This is a genomic window from Ureibacillus sp. GCM10028918, from assembly GCF_042666115.1.
Classification (GTDB): domain Bacteria; phylum Bacillota; class Bacilli; order Bacillales_A; family Planococcaceae; genus Ureibacillus.
The window spans coordinates 210,080-229,083 of sequence record NZ_JBHTFK010000007.1 but is presented as its reverse complement, the minus strand read 5'-3'; the positions used below and the strand labels follow the sequence as shown (position 1 = coordinate 229,083).

General features: G+C 35.2%; 26 protein-coding genes. 13 read left to right on the top strand and 13 right to left on the bottom strand.

Annotated features, from left to right (window positions below):
* Nucleotides 1–4 precede the first annotated feature (4 nt).
* The 3 genes from ACFQU5_RS10285 to ACFQU5_RS10275 are packed head-to-tail and all read left to right on the top strand — an operon-like array spanning nucleotide 5 to nucleotide 2,586.
* On the top strand, nucleotides 5–1,216 hold the full coding sequence (locus tag ACFQU5_RS10285) for a Ger(x)C family spore germination protein (protein WP_390287420.1): 1,212 nt from the start codon (nucleotides 5–7) through the stop codon (nucleotides 1,214–1,216).
* A 5-nt stretch (nucleotides 1,217–1,221) separates the two neighbouring features.
* Nucleotides 1,222–1,443, top strand: coding sequence for a hypothetical protein (locus ACFQU5_RS10280; protein WP_390287418.1), 222 nt, complete (start codon nucleotides 1,222–1,224; stop codon nucleotides 1,441–1,443).
* A 24-nt stretch (nucleotides 1,444–1,467) separates the two neighbouring features.
* Nucleotides 1,468–2,586: a GerAB/ArcD/ProY family transporter gene (locus ACFQU5_RS10275; protein ID WP_390287416.1), complete on the top strand. Its 1,119-nt coding sequence runs from the start codon at nucleotides 1,468–1,470 to the stop codon at nucleotides 2,584–2,586.
* A 372-nt stretch (nucleotides 2,587–2,958) separates the two neighbouring features.
* On the opposite strand, the gene ACFQU5_RS10270 is transcribed toward ACFQU5_RS10275, so the two are convergent.
* The gene (locus tag ACFQU5_RS10270; RefSeq protein WP_390287414.1) at nucleotides 2,959–3,840 is read right to left on the bottom strand and encodes a DMT family transporter; all 882 of its coding nucleotides are present in this window, start codon (nucleotides 3,838–3,840) and stop codon (nucleotides 2,959–2,961) included.
* 116 nt (nucleotides 3,841–3,956) lie between these two features.
* On the opposite strand from ACFQU5_RS10270, the gene ACFQU5_RS10265 reads away from it, so the two are divergent.
* A complete protein-coding gene (locus ACFQU5_RS10265) occupies nucleotides 3,957–4,049 on the top strand; it encodes a helix-turn-helix domain-containing protein (RefSeq protein WP_390287412.1) in 93 nt (30 codons plus the stop codon).
* A gap of 16 nt (nucleotides 4,050–4,065) precedes the next feature.
* The gene (locus ACFQU5_RS10260; RefSeq protein WP_390287410.1) at nucleotides 4,066–4,866 is read left to right on the top strand and encodes a LysR family transcriptional regulator substrate-binding protein; all 801 of its coding nucleotides are present in this window, start codon (nucleotides 4,066–4,068) and stop codon (nucleotides 4,864–4,866) included.
* A gap of 70 nt (nucleotides 4,867–4,936) precedes the next feature.
* Here ACFQU5_RS10260 and ACFQU5_RS10255 read toward each other — a convergent pair whose 3' ends face one another.
* From ACFQU5_RS10255 to ACFQU5_RS10240, 4 genes are all read right to left on the bottom strand, one after another.
* A complete protein-coding gene (locus tag ACFQU5_RS10255) occupies nucleotides 4,937–5,158 on the bottom strand; it encodes a hypothetical protein (RefSeq protein ID WP_390287408.1) in 222 nt (73 codons plus the stop codon).
* Between the two features lie 360 nt (nucleotides 5,159–5,518).
* Nucleotides 5,519–5,626 carry a YjcZ family sporulation protein gene (locus ACFQU5_RS10250; protein ID WP_390287406.1) on the bottom strand — a complete coding sequence of 36 codons (108 nt, stop codon included), beginning with the start codon at nucleotides 5,624–5,626 and terminating at the stop codon, nucleotides 5,519–5,521.
* 128 nt (nucleotides 5,627–5,754) lie between these two features.
* Nucleotides 5,755–6,294, bottom strand: a complete 540-nt coding sequence (locus ACFQU5_RS10245; protein ID WP_390287404.1) for a serine aminopeptidase domain-containing protein — start codon at nucleotides 6,292–6,294, stop codon at nucleotides 5,755–5,757.
* Nucleotides 6,295–6,473: 179 nt separating this feature from the next.
* A complete protein-coding gene (locus ACFQU5_RS10240; RefSeq protein WP_390287402.1) occupies nucleotides 6,474–6,716 on the bottom strand; it encodes a hypothetical protein in 243 nt (80 codons plus the stop codon).
* A 251-nt stretch (nucleotides 6,717–6,967) separates the two neighbouring features.
* On the opposite strand from ACFQU5_RS10240, the gene ACFQU5_RS10235 reads away from it, so the two are divergent.
* Both ACFQU5_RS10235 and ACFQU5_RS10230 read left to right on the top strand, forming a co-directional pair.
* The gene (locus ACFQU5_RS10235; RefSeq protein ID WP_390287400.1) at nucleotides 6,968–7,348 is read left to right on the top strand and encodes a YmaF family protein; all 381 of its coding nucleotides are present in this window, start codon (nucleotides 6,968–6,970) and stop codon (nucleotides 7,346–7,348) included.
* A 228-nt stretch (nucleotides 7,349–7,576) separates the two neighbouring features.
* Nucleotides 7,577–8,305 carry a LysR family transcriptional regulator substrate-binding protein gene (locus tag ACFQU5_RS10230; RefSeq protein WP_390287398.1) on the top strand — a complete coding sequence of 243 codons (729 nt, stop codon included), beginning with the start codon at nucleotides 7,577–7,579 and terminating at the stop codon, nucleotides 8,303–8,305.
* Nucleotides 8,306–8,446: 141 nt separating this feature from the next.
* Here the strand turns inward: ACFQU5_RS10230 and ACFQU5_RS10225 are convergent, their stop codons facing one another.
* Both ACFQU5_RS10225 and ACFQU5_RS10220 read right to left on the bottom strand, forming a co-directional pair.
* Entirely contained in the window at nucleotides 8,447–9,556 is a 1,110-nt protein-coding gene (locus ACFQU5_RS10225) for a hypothetical protein (protein WP_390287396.1), read from the bottom strand.
* A 481-nt stretch (nucleotides 9,557–10,037) separates the two neighbouring features.
* Entirely contained in the window at nucleotides 10,038–10,631 is a 594-nt protein-coding gene (locus tag ACFQU5_RS10220) for a hypothetical protein (RefSeq protein WP_390287394.1), read from the bottom strand.
* 440 nt (nucleotides 10,632–11,071) lie between these two features.
* Between ACFQU5_RS10220 and ACFQU5_RS10215 the strand changes: the two genes are divergently transcribed.
* From ACFQU5_RS10215 to ACFQU5_RS10205, 3 genes are read left to right on the top strand one after another with little or no spacing between them, the layout of a single operon-like run.
* Nucleotides 11,072–11,437 (top strand): DUF2089 domain-containing protein, encoded by a 366-nt coding sequence (locus ACFQU5_RS10215; RefSeq protein WP_390287392.1) that lies wholly within the window; start codon nucleotides 11,072–11,074, stop codon nucleotides 11,435–11,437.
* 13 nt (nucleotides 11,438–11,450) lie between these two features.
* Entirely contained in the window at nucleotides 11,451–11,840 is a 390-nt protein-coding gene (locus tag ACFQU5_RS10210; RefSeq protein WP_390287390.1) for a hypothetical protein, read from the top strand.
* Between the two features lie 10 nt (nucleotides 11,841–11,850).
* Nucleotides 11,851–12,132 carry a hypothetical protein gene (locus ACFQU5_RS10205; RefSeq protein WP_390287388.1) on the top strand — a complete coding sequence of 94 codons (282 nt, stop codon included), beginning with the start codon at nucleotides 11,851–11,853 and terminating at the stop codon, nucleotides 12,130–12,132.
* A 297-nt stretch (nucleotides 12,133–12,429) separates the two neighbouring features.
* Here ACFQU5_RS10205 and ACFQU5_RS10200 read toward each other — a convergent pair whose 3' ends face one another.
* The 3 genes from ACFQU5_RS10200 to ACFQU5_RS10190 all read right to left on the bottom strand — a co-directional run bounded on the left by ACFQU5_RS10200 (nucleotide 12,430) and on the right by ACFQU5_RS10190 (nucleotide 14,582).
* Nucleotides 12,430–13,725: an MFS transporter gene (locus ACFQU5_RS10200; protein ID WP_390287386.1), complete on the bottom strand. Its 1,296-nt coding sequence runs from the start codon at nucleotides 13,723–13,725 to the stop codon at nucleotides 12,430–12,432.
* A gap of 179 nt (nucleotides 13,726–13,904) precedes the next feature.
* The gene (locus tag ACFQU5_RS10195) at nucleotides 13,905–14,102 is read right to left on the bottom strand and encodes a hypothetical protein (RefSeq protein WP_390287384.1); all 198 of its coding nucleotides are present in this window, start codon (nucleotides 14,100–14,102) and stop codon (nucleotides 13,905–13,907) included.
* A gap of 369 nt (nucleotides 14,103–14,471) precedes the next feature.
* Entirely contained in the window at nucleotides 14,472–14,582 is a 111-nt protein-coding gene (locus ACFQU5_RS10190) for a YjcZ family sporulation protein (RefSeq protein ID WP_390287382.1), read from the bottom strand.
* 453 nt (nucleotides 14,583–15,035) lie between these two features.
* Here ACFQU5_RS10190 and ACFQU5_RS10185 point away from each other — a divergent pair, with 453 nt between their 5' ends.
* Nucleotides 15,036–15,527 (top strand): copper amine oxidase N-terminal domain-containing protein, encoded by a 492-nt coding sequence (locus ACFQU5_RS10185; protein WP_390287380.1) that lies wholly within the window; start codon nucleotides 15,036–15,038, stop codon nucleotides 15,525–15,527.
* 183 nt (nucleotides 15,528–15,710) lie between these two features.
* Here the strand turns inward: ACFQU5_RS10185 and ACFQU5_RS10180 are convergent, their stop codons facing one another.
* The 3 genes from ACFQU5_RS10180 to ACFQU5_RS10170 all read right to left on the bottom strand — a co-directional run bounded on the left by ACFQU5_RS10180 (nucleotide 15,711) and on the right by ACFQU5_RS10170 (nucleotide 17,509).
* Nucleotides 15,711–16,304 carry a dienelactone hydrolase family protein gene (locus ACFQU5_RS10180; protein WP_390287378.1) on the bottom strand — a complete coding sequence of 198 codons (594 nt, stop codon included), beginning with the start codon at nucleotides 16,302–16,304 and terminating at the stop codon, nucleotides 15,711–15,713.
* A 116-nt stretch (nucleotides 16,305–16,420) separates the two neighbouring features.
* On the bottom strand, nucleotides 16,421–16,876 hold the full coding sequence (locus ACFQU5_RS10175) for a DUF421 domain-containing protein (protein WP_390287376.1): 456 nt from the start codon (nucleotides 16,874–16,876) through the stop codon (nucleotides 16,421–16,423).
* A 417-nt stretch (nucleotides 16,877–17,293) separates the two neighbouring features.
* The gene (locus tag ACFQU5_RS10170; RefSeq protein WP_390287375.1) at nucleotides 17,294–17,509 is read right to left on the bottom strand and encodes a hypothetical protein; all 216 of its coding nucleotides are present in this window, start codon (nucleotides 17,507–17,509) and stop codon (nucleotides 17,294–17,296) included.
* 133 nt (nucleotides 17,510–17,642) lie between these two features.
* Here ACFQU5_RS10170 and ACFQU5_RS10165 point away from each other — a divergent pair, with 133 nt between their 5' ends.
* Together ACFQU5_RS10165 and ACFQU5_RS10160 are read left to right on the top strand one after the other, a co-directional pair.
* Nucleotides 17,643–17,897 (top strand): hypothetical protein, encoded by a 255-nt coding sequence (locus ACFQU5_RS10165; protein WP_390287374.1) that lies wholly within the window; start codon nucleotides 17,643–17,645, stop codon nucleotides 17,895–17,897.
* A 540-nt stretch (nucleotides 17,898–18,437) separates the two neighbouring features.
* Nucleotides 18,438–18,692 (top strand): GlsB/YeaQ/YmgE family stress response membrane protein, encoded by a 255-nt coding sequence (locus tag ACFQU5_RS10160; protein WP_390287373.1) that lies wholly within the window; start codon nucleotides 18,438–18,440, stop codon nucleotides 18,690–18,692.
* The last annotated feature ends 312 nt before the right edge of the window (nucleotides 18,693–19,004 follow it).

The window sequence follows — 19,004 nt, the reverse complement described above, 5'->3', positions numbered from 1 at the left end:
CCATATGAAAAAGGCCCGTTTCATTATACTAATTGCCTTCTTACTACCTACTTTGGCTGGGTGCTGGGGTAGCCAGGAAGTAAATGATCTAGCCATTGGCGTAGCTCTCGGAATCGACAAAACGGAAGATAATGAATATAAGGTTACTGTACAAGTGCTAAATCCTTCGGAAGTTGCATCATCTGTTACAGGTGGCGGCAGTGGTTACACGACTCCTGTTACTTCTTATACAGCATCAGGAAAAATTCTGTTTGAAGCGATACGGAAACTAACACAACAGGCACCTCGCAAAATATATCTTGCACACCTTCGAATGATTGTTATTGGTGAAGAGGTCGCAAAAGAAGGTATTTATAACACCATCGATTTCTTATCTAGAGATCATTCGATGCGAACTGATTTTTATCTGGTCGTTTCAAAGGATTCTAAAGCTGAGGAAATTTTGGAGGTACTAACCTCTATCGAAAAAATCCCTGCTAACAAGTTATTCGATTCACTGGAAGCTTCATCTGAGGCATGGGCAGCTACGGGTAAGGTGAAAATAAACGAGATTATGGATGACATAGTTAGTGAGGGAACTCAACCAATTCTAACAGCAGTTAAAATCTTGGGTGATCCTAAGGCAGGTGCTTCTGCCGAGAATGTTCAGACAATTGATACTAAAGCTCGCCTTGCTTTTGATGGCATGGCAGCTTTCCGAAAAAACAAGCTAGTAGGCTGGCTAAGTGAAGATGAAAGTAAAGGATTGAACTATGTAAAGGGCAAAGTCGAAAACACGATTGTTGTAATCGATATTAATAATGGACCGGTTGGGGTTGAAATTTTTGATACCAAAGCTGAAATCATTCCTCGTTTTCAAGGAAGTGACACACCTTCTTTTGAAGTGAAGATATCCGGAGAAGCTAATGTAGCCGAAGTGAATGCTACAATAGATCTGATGAGTAAGAATGTCTTTTCTCAACTTGAAGAAAAAGTAAATAAAGATATAGAAGATACCATTAACCAAGCTCTCGACCAATCCCAAAAAGAGTATGAATCAGATATTTTCGGCTTCGGAGACCAAGTCCACAAAAACAACCCAAAACTGTGGAAGGAAATTAAAAAAAAATGGACAGAAATGTACCCAGATATACAGGTCGATGTGAATGTTGATATAAATATCAGGCGAGTAGGAACTATTACAAATCCATTCAAAAATGAATTGTTAGAGGAGTAGAAAAAATGCTAAAGAGCCTAGGGGTGCTACTTACTTTTATTACCATTGCCTTATTTCAGATTCCACAGCTTGCAAAAGAAAAGTTGACCAGAGAGATTGTCATATTCTCTTTTCTTATGGTTTTCACAGCTGTAATTGTAATTGGAAAGATCAATAATGTATCCATTCCTAACCCACTGGAGCTAATAGCATTTACAATGAAACCTTTAATCCAGTTGTTTTCTTAAGCGTTCAAAAGGAGGTCACACACATTGGAGGAAAAAGTACGGATCAGTCCATTTCAACTTAGCGTGCTCACAATTTTATTCACGATAGGCACAACAATCCTTATCATTCCTTCTGGCATGGCAGCCGAGGTTAATCAAGACGCTTGGTTGACATCCCTACTCGGTATCATAATTTGTTGTGGATTAGCCTACTTTTACGTTGTCTGCAGCAGGGCTATGGGTAGGAAAAATTATTTCCAATATCTTGAGGATGTGTACGGGAAAGCCCTCGGGAAGTTGATTGGTTTATTGTATGTTTTTTTTGGTTTTATCGGGACAAGTTCACTTTTGTCGTATTATGGTTTTTTCACTACGACTCAAATATTGACGGATACCCCATTCGAAATTTTGAATCTATCGTTGGCCATATTGATTATTTTAGTGGTACGAGCCGGCCTTGAGGTATTGGCCCGTACAGGAGAACTTCTAATCTTTTGGATTTTCTTATTACTTTTTGCCTTAATCGTTTTTATTTTGCCAGAAGTGGATTTCGAACGATTACGTCCTTTTAATGAGGCAAGTCCCGTGAATCATGCAAAATCTATTCTAACATTCATTGCATCTGCTGGTTTTCCGTTAGTTGTGTTTTTAGTAATTTTCCCGAAACACTTAAACCGTCCGGACAAAGTAAAGTGGAATTTTATTGCGGGAACATTTATTGGTACAGTTGCAGTAGCCATTATTATTGTTCTTTGCATCCTCGTCTTAGGCGCCTCAACTACAGCTAGACAGTTGTACCCAACCTACGTTCTTGCCAAGACGGTGAGTGTATTTAAGATTATTGAGAGAATCGAATCTTTAATTGCCGGTTTTTGGATTATGACCATGTTTTTTAAAACCTCTATCTATTTTTATGCTTTCGTGATTGGTTTCGCACAAATTTTGGAAGTCAAGAACTTTCGTTTTCTGGTAATCCCATTGGGTCTTTTGACAGTTGCTTTTTCCACAGTGGTATACCCAGATATCGAGTATATGCTTCACTGGGATTCTACTTATTGGGCTCCATATACCATGATCATGGGATTCATCATCCCTCTCATTACTTTGATAATAGATAAAATAAAAAAGAGAATTAATACTAAAAAGACCTCCTTCAACACTTAATACTTGAATGCTAACTCTCCAGGAACAGTACAACTGAATCAGGAGAAATAACCCATTTTTTTCGTCAGACATATAATTAAATATACTATTAACACCTTAATCAGCAGCTATATGACTTTAAATTTCAATATATGGTTAGAATTTTGGACTACCTATCTTAACAGGTGGCTTTCGTAAAGAATTTATTCAAGCAAGGATATTTTAAGATAATTCACTAAAGTACCAATAATACGATTTGATTATGAACAATCTAAGGTGTCGACTATCCCTTAATAATTTTACTAATGGTTAGAAGCATCTAAAAAAAGCGGGTTTTTTTGACATAAGGATAATCAAAATTCGTTTTTCTATTTTCAATTGAATTATTCAGCCCTAAAAATCTTCAAGGTCCTTCAATACAATTCGTCTTTTTAATGGCGTGTTTGCAATTAAAACCCCAGCCAGAATTAATAACGCACCCAAATATCCTTGTACCCCCATGTTTTCGCCAAGGAAGAGAAATGCAAATATAGCTGAAAAAACTGGTTCGAGGGAAAACAAAAACCCTGTACTTTCAGGTGTCGTGTACTTTTGAGCAATTGGCTGCATCACAAATCCATAAGCAGAGCAAACAATCGCCAAGCCTAATATTGAGAACCACTCTACTGCTTCTGTTGGTAGAGCAGGTGTTTCAAATAAGAAATTACCGATAATAGCATAAACACCAGCAAAACCTAGTTGAAAAATCCCCAATTGAAAGGCATCAACTTCTTGAACAAAGTAATTTGTAACGATGATATGGACTGCATAAAGTAAGGCAGCCACCACACATAAAATGGAACCTAAAGCAAATGTAAAATCATCATTAATCGTAAGAAGTGATAAGCCAATCGAAACAGTTATGACCCCATAAATAACTTCTTTGCGAGGTAATTTCTTTGTAATGAGTGTTTGTAAAATAGGCACTAAAATTACCGTTGTACTTGTTAAAAATCCTGCCGAAGAAGCTGTTGTCGTTTTCATTCCATACATAAGCGCAATAAAAATCCCACATAATAGTGCCCCGACAATTGCACTGTACTGCAATGTTTTGGTATTTACAGTAATTAACTTTTTATAAAAAATGACAAGCATAACTAGAAATGCAATTCCAAATCGTAAGGCGATTACAGTGAATGGAGAAACTGTATCCGCAAGAAGCTTCATAAATATATAAGATGTCCCCCACCCTAAAGAGACAGTTGCCAATAATAAGTTAGCCTGTTTTTGTGTCATCTAATTTATCCTTTCAGGTATCTAATATTGGCTATATGGTATCACCATCATTTTCATTAGTGAAATTAATATTTATAATGAAACTATTAGGATTTCTAATGCAAGGAGTATACAGGATGAATGCATATCACGCTTTTATGAAAGTAATCGAAACAGGTAATTTTACGAAGGCTGCAGACGAACTAGGCTATACCCAGTCAGCCATTTAGTCAAATGGTAAATTCTTTGGAAAAAGAACTTTCAACCACTCTTATTTTGCGATCTAGAACCGGCATCACATTAACACCAGATGGAGAAGAGTATTTACCTTACATTAGAAATATTAGCAATTCGCATGTGGAGTTATCGGAAAAGCATAACGAGATGATGGGATTACAAAGCGGGCTTATTCGTATAGGAACATTCTCTAGCGTTGCATGCCACTGGCTACCGAACTTAATAAAGGATTTTAAAAGTAAGTACCCTTCTGTTTCTTTTAATATATATCAAGGGGAGTATACGGTTATTTCTAACTGGATTAAAGAAGGGTTCGTAGACTTTGGCTTTGTTAACCCCGATGCTGTATCCAAACTAACGTCCATTCCATTAAAAGAAGATGAAATACTTGCCATAGTCTCAAAAAGTCATAGATTAGCATCTAAAAACACAGTTTCATTGCTAGAATTATCAAATGAACATTTTATACTCTTAGATGAAGGAGAAATAAATGAAGCATTAACTATTTTTAAACAAAACGATATTGAACCGGACATACAATTCCGAGTACATGACGATTATGCAATTATGTCAATGGTTGAACAAAGTCTTGGCATATCGATATTACCGAAACTAGTGCTAGATCGGTGTCCATATAATATTGTAACAAAACCAATCTCTCCACCTGTTGCACGCACAATCAGTTTGGCCTATAAAGATAAAAGGGTTTTACCCATCGCAAGCAGGTATTTTATTGACTTTGTCATTGAAAGGTTTAACGAAACGGGTTCTGAATTTATTAGACTTTTATGTAAGTATCAGATTAAATAAAAAATGAAATTGGACCTACAGTGTAAATCCAATAGGTCCATCGTTTTATTAATTAGTTACCTTATTGATATTAGTAGCCATAAGGTCGGTTGTATGGTCGGTTATAGTATGGGTAGCGATAGTACGGTGGGTAGATAGGATAAATAGGATAAATAGGGAAGAACGGGAAAAACGGGTACTGGTATTGTGGACGTCTTCTTCTTCGACGACGTCTTCCATAACTGTCATAATCATAATCATAGTCATCATCTCTGTAATCCTGATAACCACCATATTGTCCGTAATTTTGCATAATACACCTCCTTTTTAATTCAATATAGGTTATGGGAGTTACCTATATTGATGCTAAACACTTGCCTAGAAGGAATTTATTAGACTGGTGCAATCAGAAGTATTGACTATTAGGGATTTTGGAACTTAGTCGACACTCTTTAAATCCATTAGTGATACCTTGAGGAATCGTCTCCTTCAATGAACTAAGTGGAGATAAATGATTCCTGCGTGAAGCTATAATGAGCCGTACTGTAGAAGCGAAATAATTACAATCTAATACAGATCTTAACGACGAATCAACAAAAAACCCGCCTTCCAGCATCGGAAAGGCGGTTTAATCATTTCACATGACAACCTAGGATTGATTGTGGAAAATCATTTAATAGCCCATAAATGATGCTCCAACAATAATTAGTAAAATAAAGAGAACAACAATCAATACAAATTGACTACCGTTATTGTAACTGCCTCCTTCATAGTTACCCATAATTCCACCTCCCTTATATAAGCTATTTTATTTTATGTCTTACTTAAATCTTTTGATGGTACAAAAGTGGAAAATAAAAAAAGACTGAGCAGAATGCGCTCTTGTCTTAATAAAAACTAATTCTTGTTCTAAATCTCAATTTCTATCTCTTTGATAAATGAGAGAACTGCTTTTTTCATCTGTTCCAACCCCAGTAGTTCTATAGGAAAATGTCCAGCTCCTTCTAAAATCACACATCTTTTCTTACAGTTTAAACGATTATAAAATGGTTCACTTAAATTAAACTGCGTCATTGGATCTATTTCTGGATGGACTAACAATATAGGGCAATAATCAAAATGCTCAGGTTCTACCATTGGTTTCATATTTAAGAAGGTTCTTAGAAAACGGAAAGAATTTTTTGTTCCTGCTGCTAAAGGATCATTGATTATTAACTGGGTCAGTTCAGAGTTATTTGATAGTAATTTCATTCTCGATACCATCGAAACCGAAATCCGAAAAGAATCCAATAGATATGGGAATGTATCCATTGTGAATTTACCTATATGACTCATTACTTTATTCGGAGCAATTTGATCCCGAACTTTCGAATTACTCGTGTCGACAAAAGTCGTTACAATTAAACCTTTAACTTTTTCACTCATATTAGCCACATGATAAGCAAGCATGCCTCCGATACTGGCTCCTATAAAACAATTGGTTTACCGTCTCGTTCAATCTCTCGTTCGATTAAATCCGTAATGATTTGAATCCATTGCTGGTAATCGATTAAGTTTTTTGGCTTCGCGGAACTGAGACCGTATGGAGGGAGATCTGGTGATACAACTTCATATCCGTGTACTTGTAGTTATTCGTGCGTAAGTGCTAAGAGCCTACCGTTTCCACCTGCACCATGAATCAAAATAACTTTGACCTTTGAATCTGGAACGGGCATACGATCTAGATGGATCTGACATTCATTCCAATCCCACCATTCTTCGGTGGGTAGGTTATTCTCATTAATGCGCAGTTCATCGGGAAAGAATCTCTGGTACTTTTTCCAATATACTTCGGTTTCATTGTATGTTGGATGTTTATAGATAGAATTCACTCTCTTAGCCCCCTTACTGTTTTATTTATTTATTTATTTATTTATTGATGTTCCTCAAAACTGTTCGTGTTAGTTTTGTACCAGTTGAAACCCATTCTACAAAAGTAATTGTTGAAGATACTCGATTTAAAGAAGATGATAATTGGGAAGAGTATTTGACTGGCATCAAGTGGCTTGGCCCTAACTTTGAACCCTTTTTAACACCAGACATATGATAGTACTGATTGAATAGGCGAAAAGGAGATGTACTTTTGAATATCCCTGTTTCTGGATTCATGTATCATTCAGACAATTCTGATTCTCAACATTCCCATCAACTTTTTATTACTCAATGGGATGGAAGACCCGTACCTGCCCATGTACACGAATTTAGAGGTGTGACTTCTTTTGATGCAGGACATAATCACAGATATGCCGGAACTACTGAACCAGCACCAAGTGGTGTACCACACACTCATCGTTACTTTACATTTACTTCTGTCGATAATCGACATAGACATGAGATTCGTGGAGTTACTGGTCCAGCTATTCCCCTTCCTAACGGCGGTCATTATCACGAGTTCAGTGGTGTTACTACTGTAAATGGGGATAATCCCCATAGACACAGCTACAGCGGGAGAACAAATTTATAATGGCGGTTTCTGACTCGCAGTTTATATAAAAGTATAATTATAAAACAACTAAAATTTATTTATTTCACTTATTGGCGAATGCTCTTTAAATTAGGAAGAAAATAACTATCAGAATATTAACGTAAAGCTAAGGGGTTTTCTCTTAGCTTTTTGTTATTCTACTCAAACTAACCTGCCGTTACTTAAGGAAAAAAATTTCAATACCTCTTCTAAAACCTATATATCTAGGTGTTAATCAATAATGCCGGTATCAGTTTAACATCTGATGGCTTAAAGCTACTGCCACAATTACAGCGTATCTGTAATGACCATGAAATGTTAATGACCCAGATCGAGGACTTACATGATATCCAGTCTGGTATCATCCGGATTGGAACATTTTCTAGCGTGGCAACCCATTGGCTACCTAATATAATTAAGTTCTTTAAGAAGGACTATCCGGGCATTGATTTCGAATTACTCTTAGGGGATTATACGGAAATTGAAGACTGGATTATTGAAGGTCGGGTCGATTTTGGCTTTTTACGACTACCTACAAAAGCTGAAATGGAAACAATCTTTGTGGAGCAAGACCGTTTGTTGGTAGTCATTCCTCAAGATCATCCTCTTTGTGATTGTGACCAATTTCCAATCAATGAATTATTGAACAGTCCATTCATGCTATTAGAAAAAGGTGCAAAAGCAGAAATCTCCGAAATTCTCGAGAAGCACCAAATCTCGCCGCAAATTTCTTTTACAACATGGGACGACTATGCCATTATGTCAATGGTGGAAAACGGTTTAGGAATCAGTATATTACCAGAATTAATTTCACAACGGATTCCTTACCAAATTATTGCGAAAGAGCTTGAAGTACCTGCTTATCGGACTATTGGGGTTGCTATGAGAGAGCAAAAATCACTTTCACTTGCGGCTAAGAGATTTTTAGAATATTTATCATATCGTAAGCGAAATTAAAAAAGATTGAAGTGTTATTCTATTACAAACTTAGACTTAAAGATATATTATCAAAACAAAAAAGACTGCAGACAATTCAAAGTGTTTCTTTGAGCTTGTCTACAGTCTGAACCTTATAGAATTAACTGCAAATTTATTCGGTTAAATTCCACTATTTGTTAATGCTGCTTCTTCCAATTCTAATAGTTTTTCAAATGGCAGAACATTTTCGGCAGATGGAATTCCGATTGAAAAATCAAATTCTTCATTTACATTCGATTTTGATTGAATGGATGACAACTTAAGAGTAAAGGCCTCTTCTTCTTCTACAATGACCGTAACATCAATTGTTCCTTTATCGTAGCTAATATAGTTATCTTCCGTAATAACAATAATCTCGTCTAACTGATTGATTTTCAGGAATTTATTAAACTCGGCCACTACTTCATCCACATTAATTTCTTCTTGAGTTGCATATGCCTCTTTTAATAATTTAACATCTTCAGCAGTTATCCCAAGCGTTTCTAAATACTCAGGATTATCTAGTAATTCAACAAACTTAGGCAGCATGTCATTAAGAACTGTATCGATAAATGGTTTAATTGTTTCGTTTGTTAATTCGAATTTAATGACCTTGTCTGCCACTACACCTTCTGGAATCGTTACAGTACTTGGATCTACTTCTTTATAAAAATCCTTTCCAAACAATTCAACGACTAAATTCATAATATCCGAATTTAATTTCATTTGTAAATCATAATCAAGAGCAGTAGCAGGTTGTCCTGAAAGCTCAGCTAGTTCTAATAGGTCATATTCGATGAATTTCCCTTTCATTTCTTCAGGCAATGGTAACAGCGGAGAGTCTGGAAGCTTGATCCACATTTTTTCTTGAGTCATTACCATTGGCATCGTGAAAGTTGTTTGAATATCCCCTTTTAATGTAAGGTCGATATTCGCTTCCAGTTGCATTGGGTCTTTTTTGTATGCACCCGAAATATCAATTTGGATATCTTTTAATAGATCGAAGATCATTGCCAATTCTGGATCTACTTCATCTGTTTCAGGTAAAATTAAACCTAAATTGATGTTACCTTCAAATTTGTATGAATCTAATTCTTGTTCATTCTCGTAAACTTCTTTTAGTAATTCAGTAATTGTTGCTTCCGAACCTTCTGTAACACCATTAGAAGATGCAGCATTGGCTTGTTGAAATGGCAATGCCAAAATTAAAAGAAGTGCAAATAAAACGGATACAACTCTAGTTCTCTTCATTATTCTCTCCTTCTTTCCTAGAAAAATATTACAATACATGAAAATTATAACATAGTTTTCCAGTTACATTCTTGTCATTTTCCAATAAAATGAAAAAATTGAAATACCATATTTAGGAAATCATTCAATTGTAGAATATCATCGGGTATTGCTTGGCTAATATTAAGGAACATATGATAATGTTCTTTTTTTGTTTGACTTTACAAAAGGAAGATGGATAATTAAATAGAATATAAGGTAAGATAGATTGTAAAGAAAAAAGGAGAGATACGATGTTAGAAGAAGTAGCGTTATTTATTTTAAAAGCCTTAATCGTTTTATCGACTGTAGTTGTTGTGATTGGAATCCCTCTTGCGGATACAATGCTTCGCAAAAACTAAACAGCATCCTGTGAATGTAATTCAGACTATAGGCAAACTCGATATTCCGAGATTGCCTACAGTCTGAATGCTTTTAATAAAAATTCTAACGGGCCGTGTTTTTAAAATTCTTTATTAAAAGACAGTTCTCTTTTCCAATAATCCACAATTACAATTGCGTGATCGATACCAATTGTTTCTTTTAGATACGATATAAATGTATCAAAATCCTTTTGTGTTATCTCCTCATGGTTTTGGTTAAATTTCACAACAATCATCGGCTTTCCACTTGCGATATCGTAGCTAACGTATATATATCTTGTTTCCCCAAAGTTTTCTTCTATGTACTTCTCTATTTTAGGCGTTATATTGCGCTTTAAAAGTTCCTCTTGTGTTTCTATAATATGTGAATCTTCCATTCGGTTCATTTTTTTATCATAAAATACTTCAAATGTTTCCTTTGTATTGATGTCTTGAACTGTTACGGCATGCTCAAAATAACCATAGTGTTTAAAGTCAGTGGAAGAGGAAATATCTTGTATGTCATATTTCATATTTTGATAGTTTTCAGCTAAATAATGTTGTGTTTGCTTTATAGCTTCTTGCTGTTCTTTCTCGTTAAGATATTTGTGTATTTTAAAAGCCAAGACGACTAACAAGAAAACGATCACAATTCCACCAATTGTATATCTAAATCTTTTACTCCATTTTTTCATGCGAACATCCCTTCCCTTGTCTTATATTAAATGTAATTTTTTACAATTTCAATAATCCTTCTCTTTCTTTAACAACGAAAAAAAACAACGAAAAAAGCACTTTCCCTGCTTTAGGAAAGCGCTTGTTGATGGAAAATGGGTTTAATTTAGTACTATCTTCTGTTTTGCATATACAGTTTATTCGATTTGTAACCAAATACCGTACAAAAGAATCGTTACCGGGTTGACTGACCAAAATTGCGCCTAATTCAGTCAAAGGTGCCTCATAATTTCCTATCAATATCACCCGCCCCTAAAACTCCACATTCAAAAATCAATTATTTCAATTCCACAATTAACATTATTGATTTTTTTATTTAAATTTTTCAATTTTATTGTTTTTATTTTCAATTTATTGTTGTATAATCAAATCAATTAAAAGAAAGGAATTTCATTTCATAATGGCCTATCAAGTAATTACGAATTGTCCTGTTTGCAGTAAAACCATGAAAATTACAAAGTTGCAGTGCTCCCATTGCCACACTACGATTGAAAATGAGTTTGAATTATCTAAGCTGGCATCCTTATCAAAGGATCAGCTACATTTTGTAGAAGTATTTTTGACATGCAGAGGAAATATCAAAGAAGTTGAAAAGGAATTGGGGATTTCATATCCAACAGTTCGAGGTAAGTTGACAGACATCATTTCTTCTCTTGGATATGTACAGAAGAAGAAAAACGAAGTTGACGAGAAAAAAGTTCTTACCATGTTAGAAAATGGCGAAATCACAGCAGAAGAAGCCATTCAGCTTTTAAAAGAGGAATAAGGAGGAAATAATCATGAAGGAAGAAATTTCAAAAGTCTTATCAATGGTCCAAGATGGTAAAATCGATGCCGTTAAGGGAACGGAACTGATTCAATTACTAAAAGAGAAAGAAGAACCTGGCTATACGCTTTCCAAAAAACCAACTAAATATTTAGACAAGACATTAAAAATTCGTGTTGTATCAGCCGAAAATGATAACGTCACAGTCAATTTGCCCTTAAAACTTGTTAAAGCCGTACTAATGGCTGGACACAGCATTGCAGCGAGCATCCCTCAATCAGAAAAATACGTAAAAGAAATCGACCTAAGCCTGATTATTGAAGCAATTGATAACGAATTAGATGGTCAAATTGTAGATATTAAATCGGCCAACGGGGATACCGTTTCGGTCTTGATCGATTAGTGATTCGCTTATGATGCATGTAAAAGTCAAAACACAGGACGTTCGGCTCAGCATCCCCATTCCATATACTCTTTTAAATTTAGTTATTTCCGTTATATCCTCTAATCTGTTTCAGCAAAAAATGAGCAAATGGACAAAAGATCACTTTGAACGAAAAGAAATGGAGTTCCCCTTCCCAGTAATAGACAAAAAAACGCTAAAGCCTATCATCGAGGAACTAAAAAATTATAAGGGCCTCGTACTGGTAGATGTCAAAGCTCAAGACGGTACTGAGGTTAAGATTCGACTGTAGTTTATAATTGTTGGTTTGACCGCTGACTAATAATATGAAGGAAACCTTGATCCCCCTACGATACCGAGAAATCAAACGGACAATTAAATTATTAAATAAAATAAGTAGTTTAAAAACCCCGTTCTAAATCTAGGATGGGGTTAAAAATATATCTTTCAGTCTAAAATCCCGCGTGATTAAGAGGTGAAAAATGATTATAAAAAAAGAAACGTTGTATACTGTGTGTTCAAACGGCCCTTTTAATGAATAAAGACGCTTTCCTATTAGAGAAAAGCGCCCGTTCGAGATATAATCTTTCTAATTTTCTGCTCTGCGAGACCATATCATAACCGGAATTAATAATATGGAGAGAATTCCGCCAATAAATGATAATGCTAGATAACTTGAACCTGCCACAATCACTCCGGACAAGGCTCCACCAGCAGCTCCTGACAAGGCAACCAAAACATCCAACGTACCTTGTGTTTTAGCCCTTGTAGAAGTTGTAGTTGAATCAACAATAAGTGCAGTCCCACTGATCAAACCAAAATTCCACCCTAATCCGAGTAAAGAAAGAGCAATTACTAGGAAAACCATTGAATCTCCTGGAGCAAATGCTGCTACTAAACCTGCCAGAAACAACGTTGTTCCAGATGCAATCGCCATGGCAGTACGGCCCAATTTGTCAACAAGGATTCCTGTAACCAGTGAAGGGAGATACATGGCACCTATATGAAAACCAATAACAAGACCTACTTCCCCCACGCTATGTCCATGATGCCGCATATGGACTGGTGTCATTGTCATAATAGCTACCATGACGATTTGCGTAAGAACCATAATTGTCGCACCTACAATTATGCCTCTTTTGTTTTCTAGTTGCTCAGTAGTAGCTGAATGTTTTTTCTCATTCTGTTCTTTGTTGAATGCTTCTATTGTTCTTGCTATTATTAACGGATCTGGACGAAGCATAATGAAAAGGACAATCCCTGCTAAGATATATGCTGCCCCTGCCAAAATAAATGGACCGGCAAGTGATGGAACGCCAATGGAAAGAGCAATATTGCCCATTACATCTACTAAGTTCGGACCAGCAACTGCACCAAATGTTGTAAAAACCATCGTAAGACTAATAGCAGTCGCTCTCTGTTTACTATTTGCTAAGTCCGTACCTGCATAACGAGCTTGTAAATTTGTTGCAGTCCCTGAACCATAAACAAGGAAAGAAAGAAATAACAGCAAAACGCTATTTAGTATTGCTGCAATGATGACCCCTATCGCTCCAAGTCCACCCATCATGAAACCCGCTGTCAGACCAATACGACGTCCAGACGTTTGGGAAAGTCTCCCAACAAATAAAGCTGCTCCCGCTGACCCTAAAGTAATTAATGCCGAAGGAAGTCCAGCAAAGGCGTCTGTACCAAGCATTTGCTGTGCAAGAAGCGCCCCCACCGTAACTCCTGCTGCTAATCCTGCACCACCAAAAATTTGTGAAACACTTACAACGAATAATGTACGCTTATATAACGCTTTTTGTTTTTCTGGAGAGAGAATGTCGCTTTGCAGCGGAGTTGTTTGGACGTCTAACGCTTCAACACTGTCTTTGTGTACCATATTGCAACCTGCCTTTCTACAAATCCATTCTATTAAACTTCCAACAAGATTTGAATCATCATAACACGCACAAAAAAACCATACAATATCACAATTGTATGGCATCAGTTAGCCCCTATGTAGATATCAGATTAAATAAAACCATGGACCTACAGTTAAGCTCCAGTAGGTCCATGGTTTTATAATGAGATATTAGTAACCATAAGGTCGGTTGTATGGTCGGTTGTAGTACGGATAACGGTTGTAGGGATAGGGATAGTACGGTGGGTAGATTGGATAAACAGGGAAGAACGGGAAAAACGGGTACTGATATCGTGGACGTCTTCTTCTTCGATGACCTCTTCCATAACTGTCATAATCATAACCGTAATCATCATCTCTGTAATCCTGATATCCGCCATATTGTTCGAAATTATTTTGCATAATATTCCTCCTTTTTAATTCGATATAGATTATTCAAGTTACCTATAAGGATGCTAGACACTTGCCTAAGAGGACTTGGTTAAACTGGTGCAATCAGAAGTATTGATTAATATTGGAAGTAGTCGACACTCTTTCAGTCCATTAGTGACGTAGAAGAATCGTCCCCTTCAAGGAACTAAGTTGGCAGAAATGATGCCTGCTTGAAGATATAATGAGCCTTAAAGAAGAGGAAATCTTAACGACAAAAAACCGCCTTCCAACTTCGAAAAGGCGGTTTAATCATTCCACATGACAACTTCCGATTGACTGTGGAATTTAATCATTTAGTATCCCATAAACGATGCACCAACAATAATTAGTAAAATAAACAGAACAACAATCAATGCAAATTTACTGCCGTTGTTGTAACTGCCGCCTTCATAGTTACTTGACATAATTTCACCTCCCTTATAGATCTATTTTATTTTATGTATTATGAAAATTATTTGATGGTATAAAAGTGGAGAATAAAAAAAAAAGACCGAGCACAAACGCTCTTGTCTTCATGATTATAACTTAACAATCTCAATCAATAGTCTATATTTTTACCTTAAAAATCCTTTTACAATTTACCCTATAAATGAAAATAGACACATTACTTATTAATGAACAAGGTATGTTAGAATCCCTATTCTGAAAGCTTTCAAATATCTCGCTATTAAATTAGACATTAAAAGTTCCAAAACGCCAGGATAATTACCTGACCCTTTATTTGAATAAAAAAGTGACTATTTGTTCATTAGTAACAAAAATTTAGTAATTATGATTCAAATTTAATAAAAGTGAGGAAATTTATGGAAATTTATTTTATTATTATATTGTTAAATTTTTTATAAAGTGGGGATATAGTGAAAAAACGAATGATATTGTTATCTGCATTACTAATTGGATTGGCATTACCGGCAAATAGAGGGTCTGCTGAAACTACAGAAGCCACTACTAATACACAAACGAACTCAGAAACTATTACAACTACTACTCAATCAACACTGAAAACTCTTGTTGTCAATGATGGTATAGTTGTAAGTGGCAGAACCCTTGTACCATTACGTGCAATTTCAGAAGGATTGGGACTAGATGTTAAGTGGAATCAAAAGCTTAAACAAGTGACAATAATCGATGGCAATAACATATTTATCTTCACAGCTAATTCTAAAAAGGTAAATATGAATGGCAGAACAATGACTATCGATGTTCCAGTTAAAATCTATAATGGTACGACGTATGTTCCATTAGTTGTTGCCGCACCTCAAGACGCTAAGTTAACATGGGATAACAAAACTAAAATCGCTACAGTAACATATGAAGGTATACAAGTTATAGTAAATACAGGAAGGTAGTAAAAGAAATTAACAGGATTCCAACATTAAAGTAAAAAAGAGTACACTTGGGGTAATTTTCTTTGCTTGTGAAAAGCGCCGGATTAGCTTTCCTCCACAGTCTTCCTCAATTGCGTTATAAAAAAATCCTGCATGTGAACACAGGATTTAAATAATCATACTTTATTTTCACATGATAGACTTTCAAAGATTTCCGAAGAACTCCAATGTCTTTGAAAATTTCTGTTGAGCTAATTCTTCATTATATTTAGATGAGTATGGATCACAAAATCCGTGCTCTCCCTTACATATATGTAGCTCTACATTCGGTTGATCTAAAGTTGAAACTAATTCATCCACATGAAAGGAATGTTCAACTGTTGGAAAGAATAGCAGCGCCGGACATTTGGGATTTATATTTATATAGTCCCTGATACGTGATCCATAGAATCCGGCAATACCATCCACACTTTCTTCCTCACTACACAACCAAGCCACCGTGGCCCCTACACTAAATCCAATAATGTAGATTTTTGAATACTCATGTTGATTAGCTAATATTAGATCTCTTATTTTATGTACTGCGTTTATAAAACCTACATGGTCCATAAAATGGCGATAGGCTTTTTCTTCTTGAGAATAATCAAAGGGAAAATCATGCTCCAATAAATTGGGACATATGACATCATAATCTTGTTCTGATAGAAATTCACAAACATCAACCATATGTTGGTTCATTCCGTAAATCTCGTGAACGACAATCATTAATTTATCGGATTGGTTGTTGATTTCAAACACCCTATCCCCCCTTGGATGATTTTTTATTTTATTAAAATTATATCACCCATTCCACCCGGCCTGTTAACAAGCGTGTGTTTCCCAATTTATTGAAATCAGCAATGATTAATGAAACCTTAATGCTTTTTCGGTTTAACTGAAATATCTCCGTTGAATTCGAGATAGCACTGTTCTATTTCTTCTAATGAAAAAAAGCCTTTTAAACGTAAAAGTGCCAATAGTTCAGTCTCGGCCAATCGTTCTTTTTTTAAAGATTCCTCAATGATTTCACCATTTTCAATTAAAAGAAGGGGCTCACCGATAATGAGTTTTTCTGCTTTATCTGATTTACTCGTAATCAAATCAAATAGATAAATCATCGTTACCAATACAATGATAAGGACGAGCGTAAACCATAAAGGAAAATCTTGGGTGATTGTCAAATCCCAGCCAATACTTGTCATCAGTACCATAAAGGCAAAATCAATCGGGGTTGATTGGTTTAATTCCTTATTACCCATTAAACGGAAAATGAAAAACGTTACAATTAATATTAATGGAAATTCGATTAAAATCTGACTCTTTTCTCCCATGTACCTCTCCCCTTATGGATGAAAGGGTTTCCCACTTTCAGTTTATCTTTTTCTATCTATATTCCCCTTTACTTACGGAGTTAAACTTTGCGTATCCACAACCTGGTCCTTAAATAGAAAAAGCGCATTTCTTAGAGAAACGCGTACGGTTAACCAATATCGAAGAACGTGAAAGCTACAAAATTTACTTATAGCTCTTTGGTTAATTCTACAAAGTAAATTCTTTTTATCTTATCAATCCATCATTACATAAATTGAATAAGTATAAGCTTTTAACGTTTTCCTACTTTTTCAGCATGCAAGCCTATATTCAAAAAAAGGGAATGGATATTTTCCATTATTCATTCCCCTCTCTCTTTATTTAGTTCAAACTCGTTAAACTATCAGACTACAATTGATAACGCTAGATAGTCCTTCTTATTTTAAATAGGTAAGAAAGCTAGACAATGAAGCTACTAGTCCTTGATTGTATCCAATCACTTTATCTCTTAAAGCGATTTGATCGGATTGTAGCCCTGGAATAAAGTTCGATAATTTTACTGATTCTTCTTCAATTAATGCTAAGCAACTGCATAATTTATTCAAATTGCTTACGTAGATTTGTTTTGACCACGACTTGATAAGGTTCCTCATTTTTTTACTGCGCTTTATTAAATAAAATCTAGCTTTTCTTAATAAACAAGCATTTTATCTACATATTTTTTCAACCCCAATATTCTGCTAGAATTTGAACTATATAAAAATTCTATTTAATGGAGTTGAGCATATGGCGCATGAAGTTATAAAAATCTCTACTGGATTGAATTTAGATTCACTAAATTCAGAAGTCGAAATCACAATTGAAGGTGAATCAAAAATGCCTTTCTGGAATGACGATTTAAAAGTGAAAGCAATAATCTCTTTATTAAATACGATTGATATTAAACATTATCATGAAGAAAATCTTCATGATGAGGGCTATAAGGCATTTGAAGATATAATTAACTCTACAAAAAAAGCATTTGGTTTAGATATAATTTAATAATCATTAAAAAGGGACGGTTGTTGTTCCCTTTTTTTAATCTTCAAGTTGTACTCTATACTTAATCCGTGTACTTCTTCCCGGTCTTTATCAAATTTACCGCCCCCATTTTTCCAACATGATTTAAGTAAGCAATACTACTTTTGGAGATGATAACTAAAAGAGGCACAATTCCTTGTATAAGAATTGTGCATATAATGGATTCACTAAAAGATGATTAAATCAACAATCAATTGATTCTTCCTCTAAAGCACTCTTTAGCTAAACATGTTTACAAGTCTTAAATACATTCCTTCACAATCTTTTCTCACATAAAAATCCCTAAGCCACGAATGATAAAGGAATAATAACAGGTGCATTTTTCTCAACAGGTCATGGATGGGCACTTTGTCATTTTAAAAAAACGTTAGGTGTTACAATTTCCCGCTAACTCTCTTGAATTTCCCATTAATTTTTTCCTCCTCAATGTTTGAGGGGATTTAATAAAGGTTATAAACAACTATAGCGAAATATCAAACTACTTAATAGGAGATGGACAGTATGAGTTTCATTTGGTTTTTAATAATTGGCGGAATTATCGGTTGGCTTGCAGGTATGATTCTGGGAAAAGATATCCCAGGTGGAATTATTGGTAATATTATCGCAGGTGTCATCGGTGCTTGGATTGGTGGTATGCTTCTAGGAAGTTGGGGGCCTAAAGTTTCTGATTTCTATATCCTCCCTGCTTTAATTGGAGCAATTATACTTGTATTCATTGTGAGCTTAATTATGAAATCAATGCGTAAAGCTTCGTAATGGGAAATAGGTGTTAGTTTAACTCTAAACATTTAAGCGAATCATATGTAAGCAACAATAAATGGTGACAGTAGATAATAAAAAAGCGGCCTTCCACGATCTTAACTGTGGAGGACCGCTTTTTATTTTGTTCTAATTTACTTAACAATCAGCAAGTAGAACTTGATGGTAAAAACCGACAGCAATAATCAAAATTATTATAACTGGTTGCTCATAAATTCTGTAGCTTTGAATCTATTATTATTGTTAATACACATATTTCTTCAACTAAACTGACTGTTAGTTGAAGTGTAATTCGTCACAATCTTAATT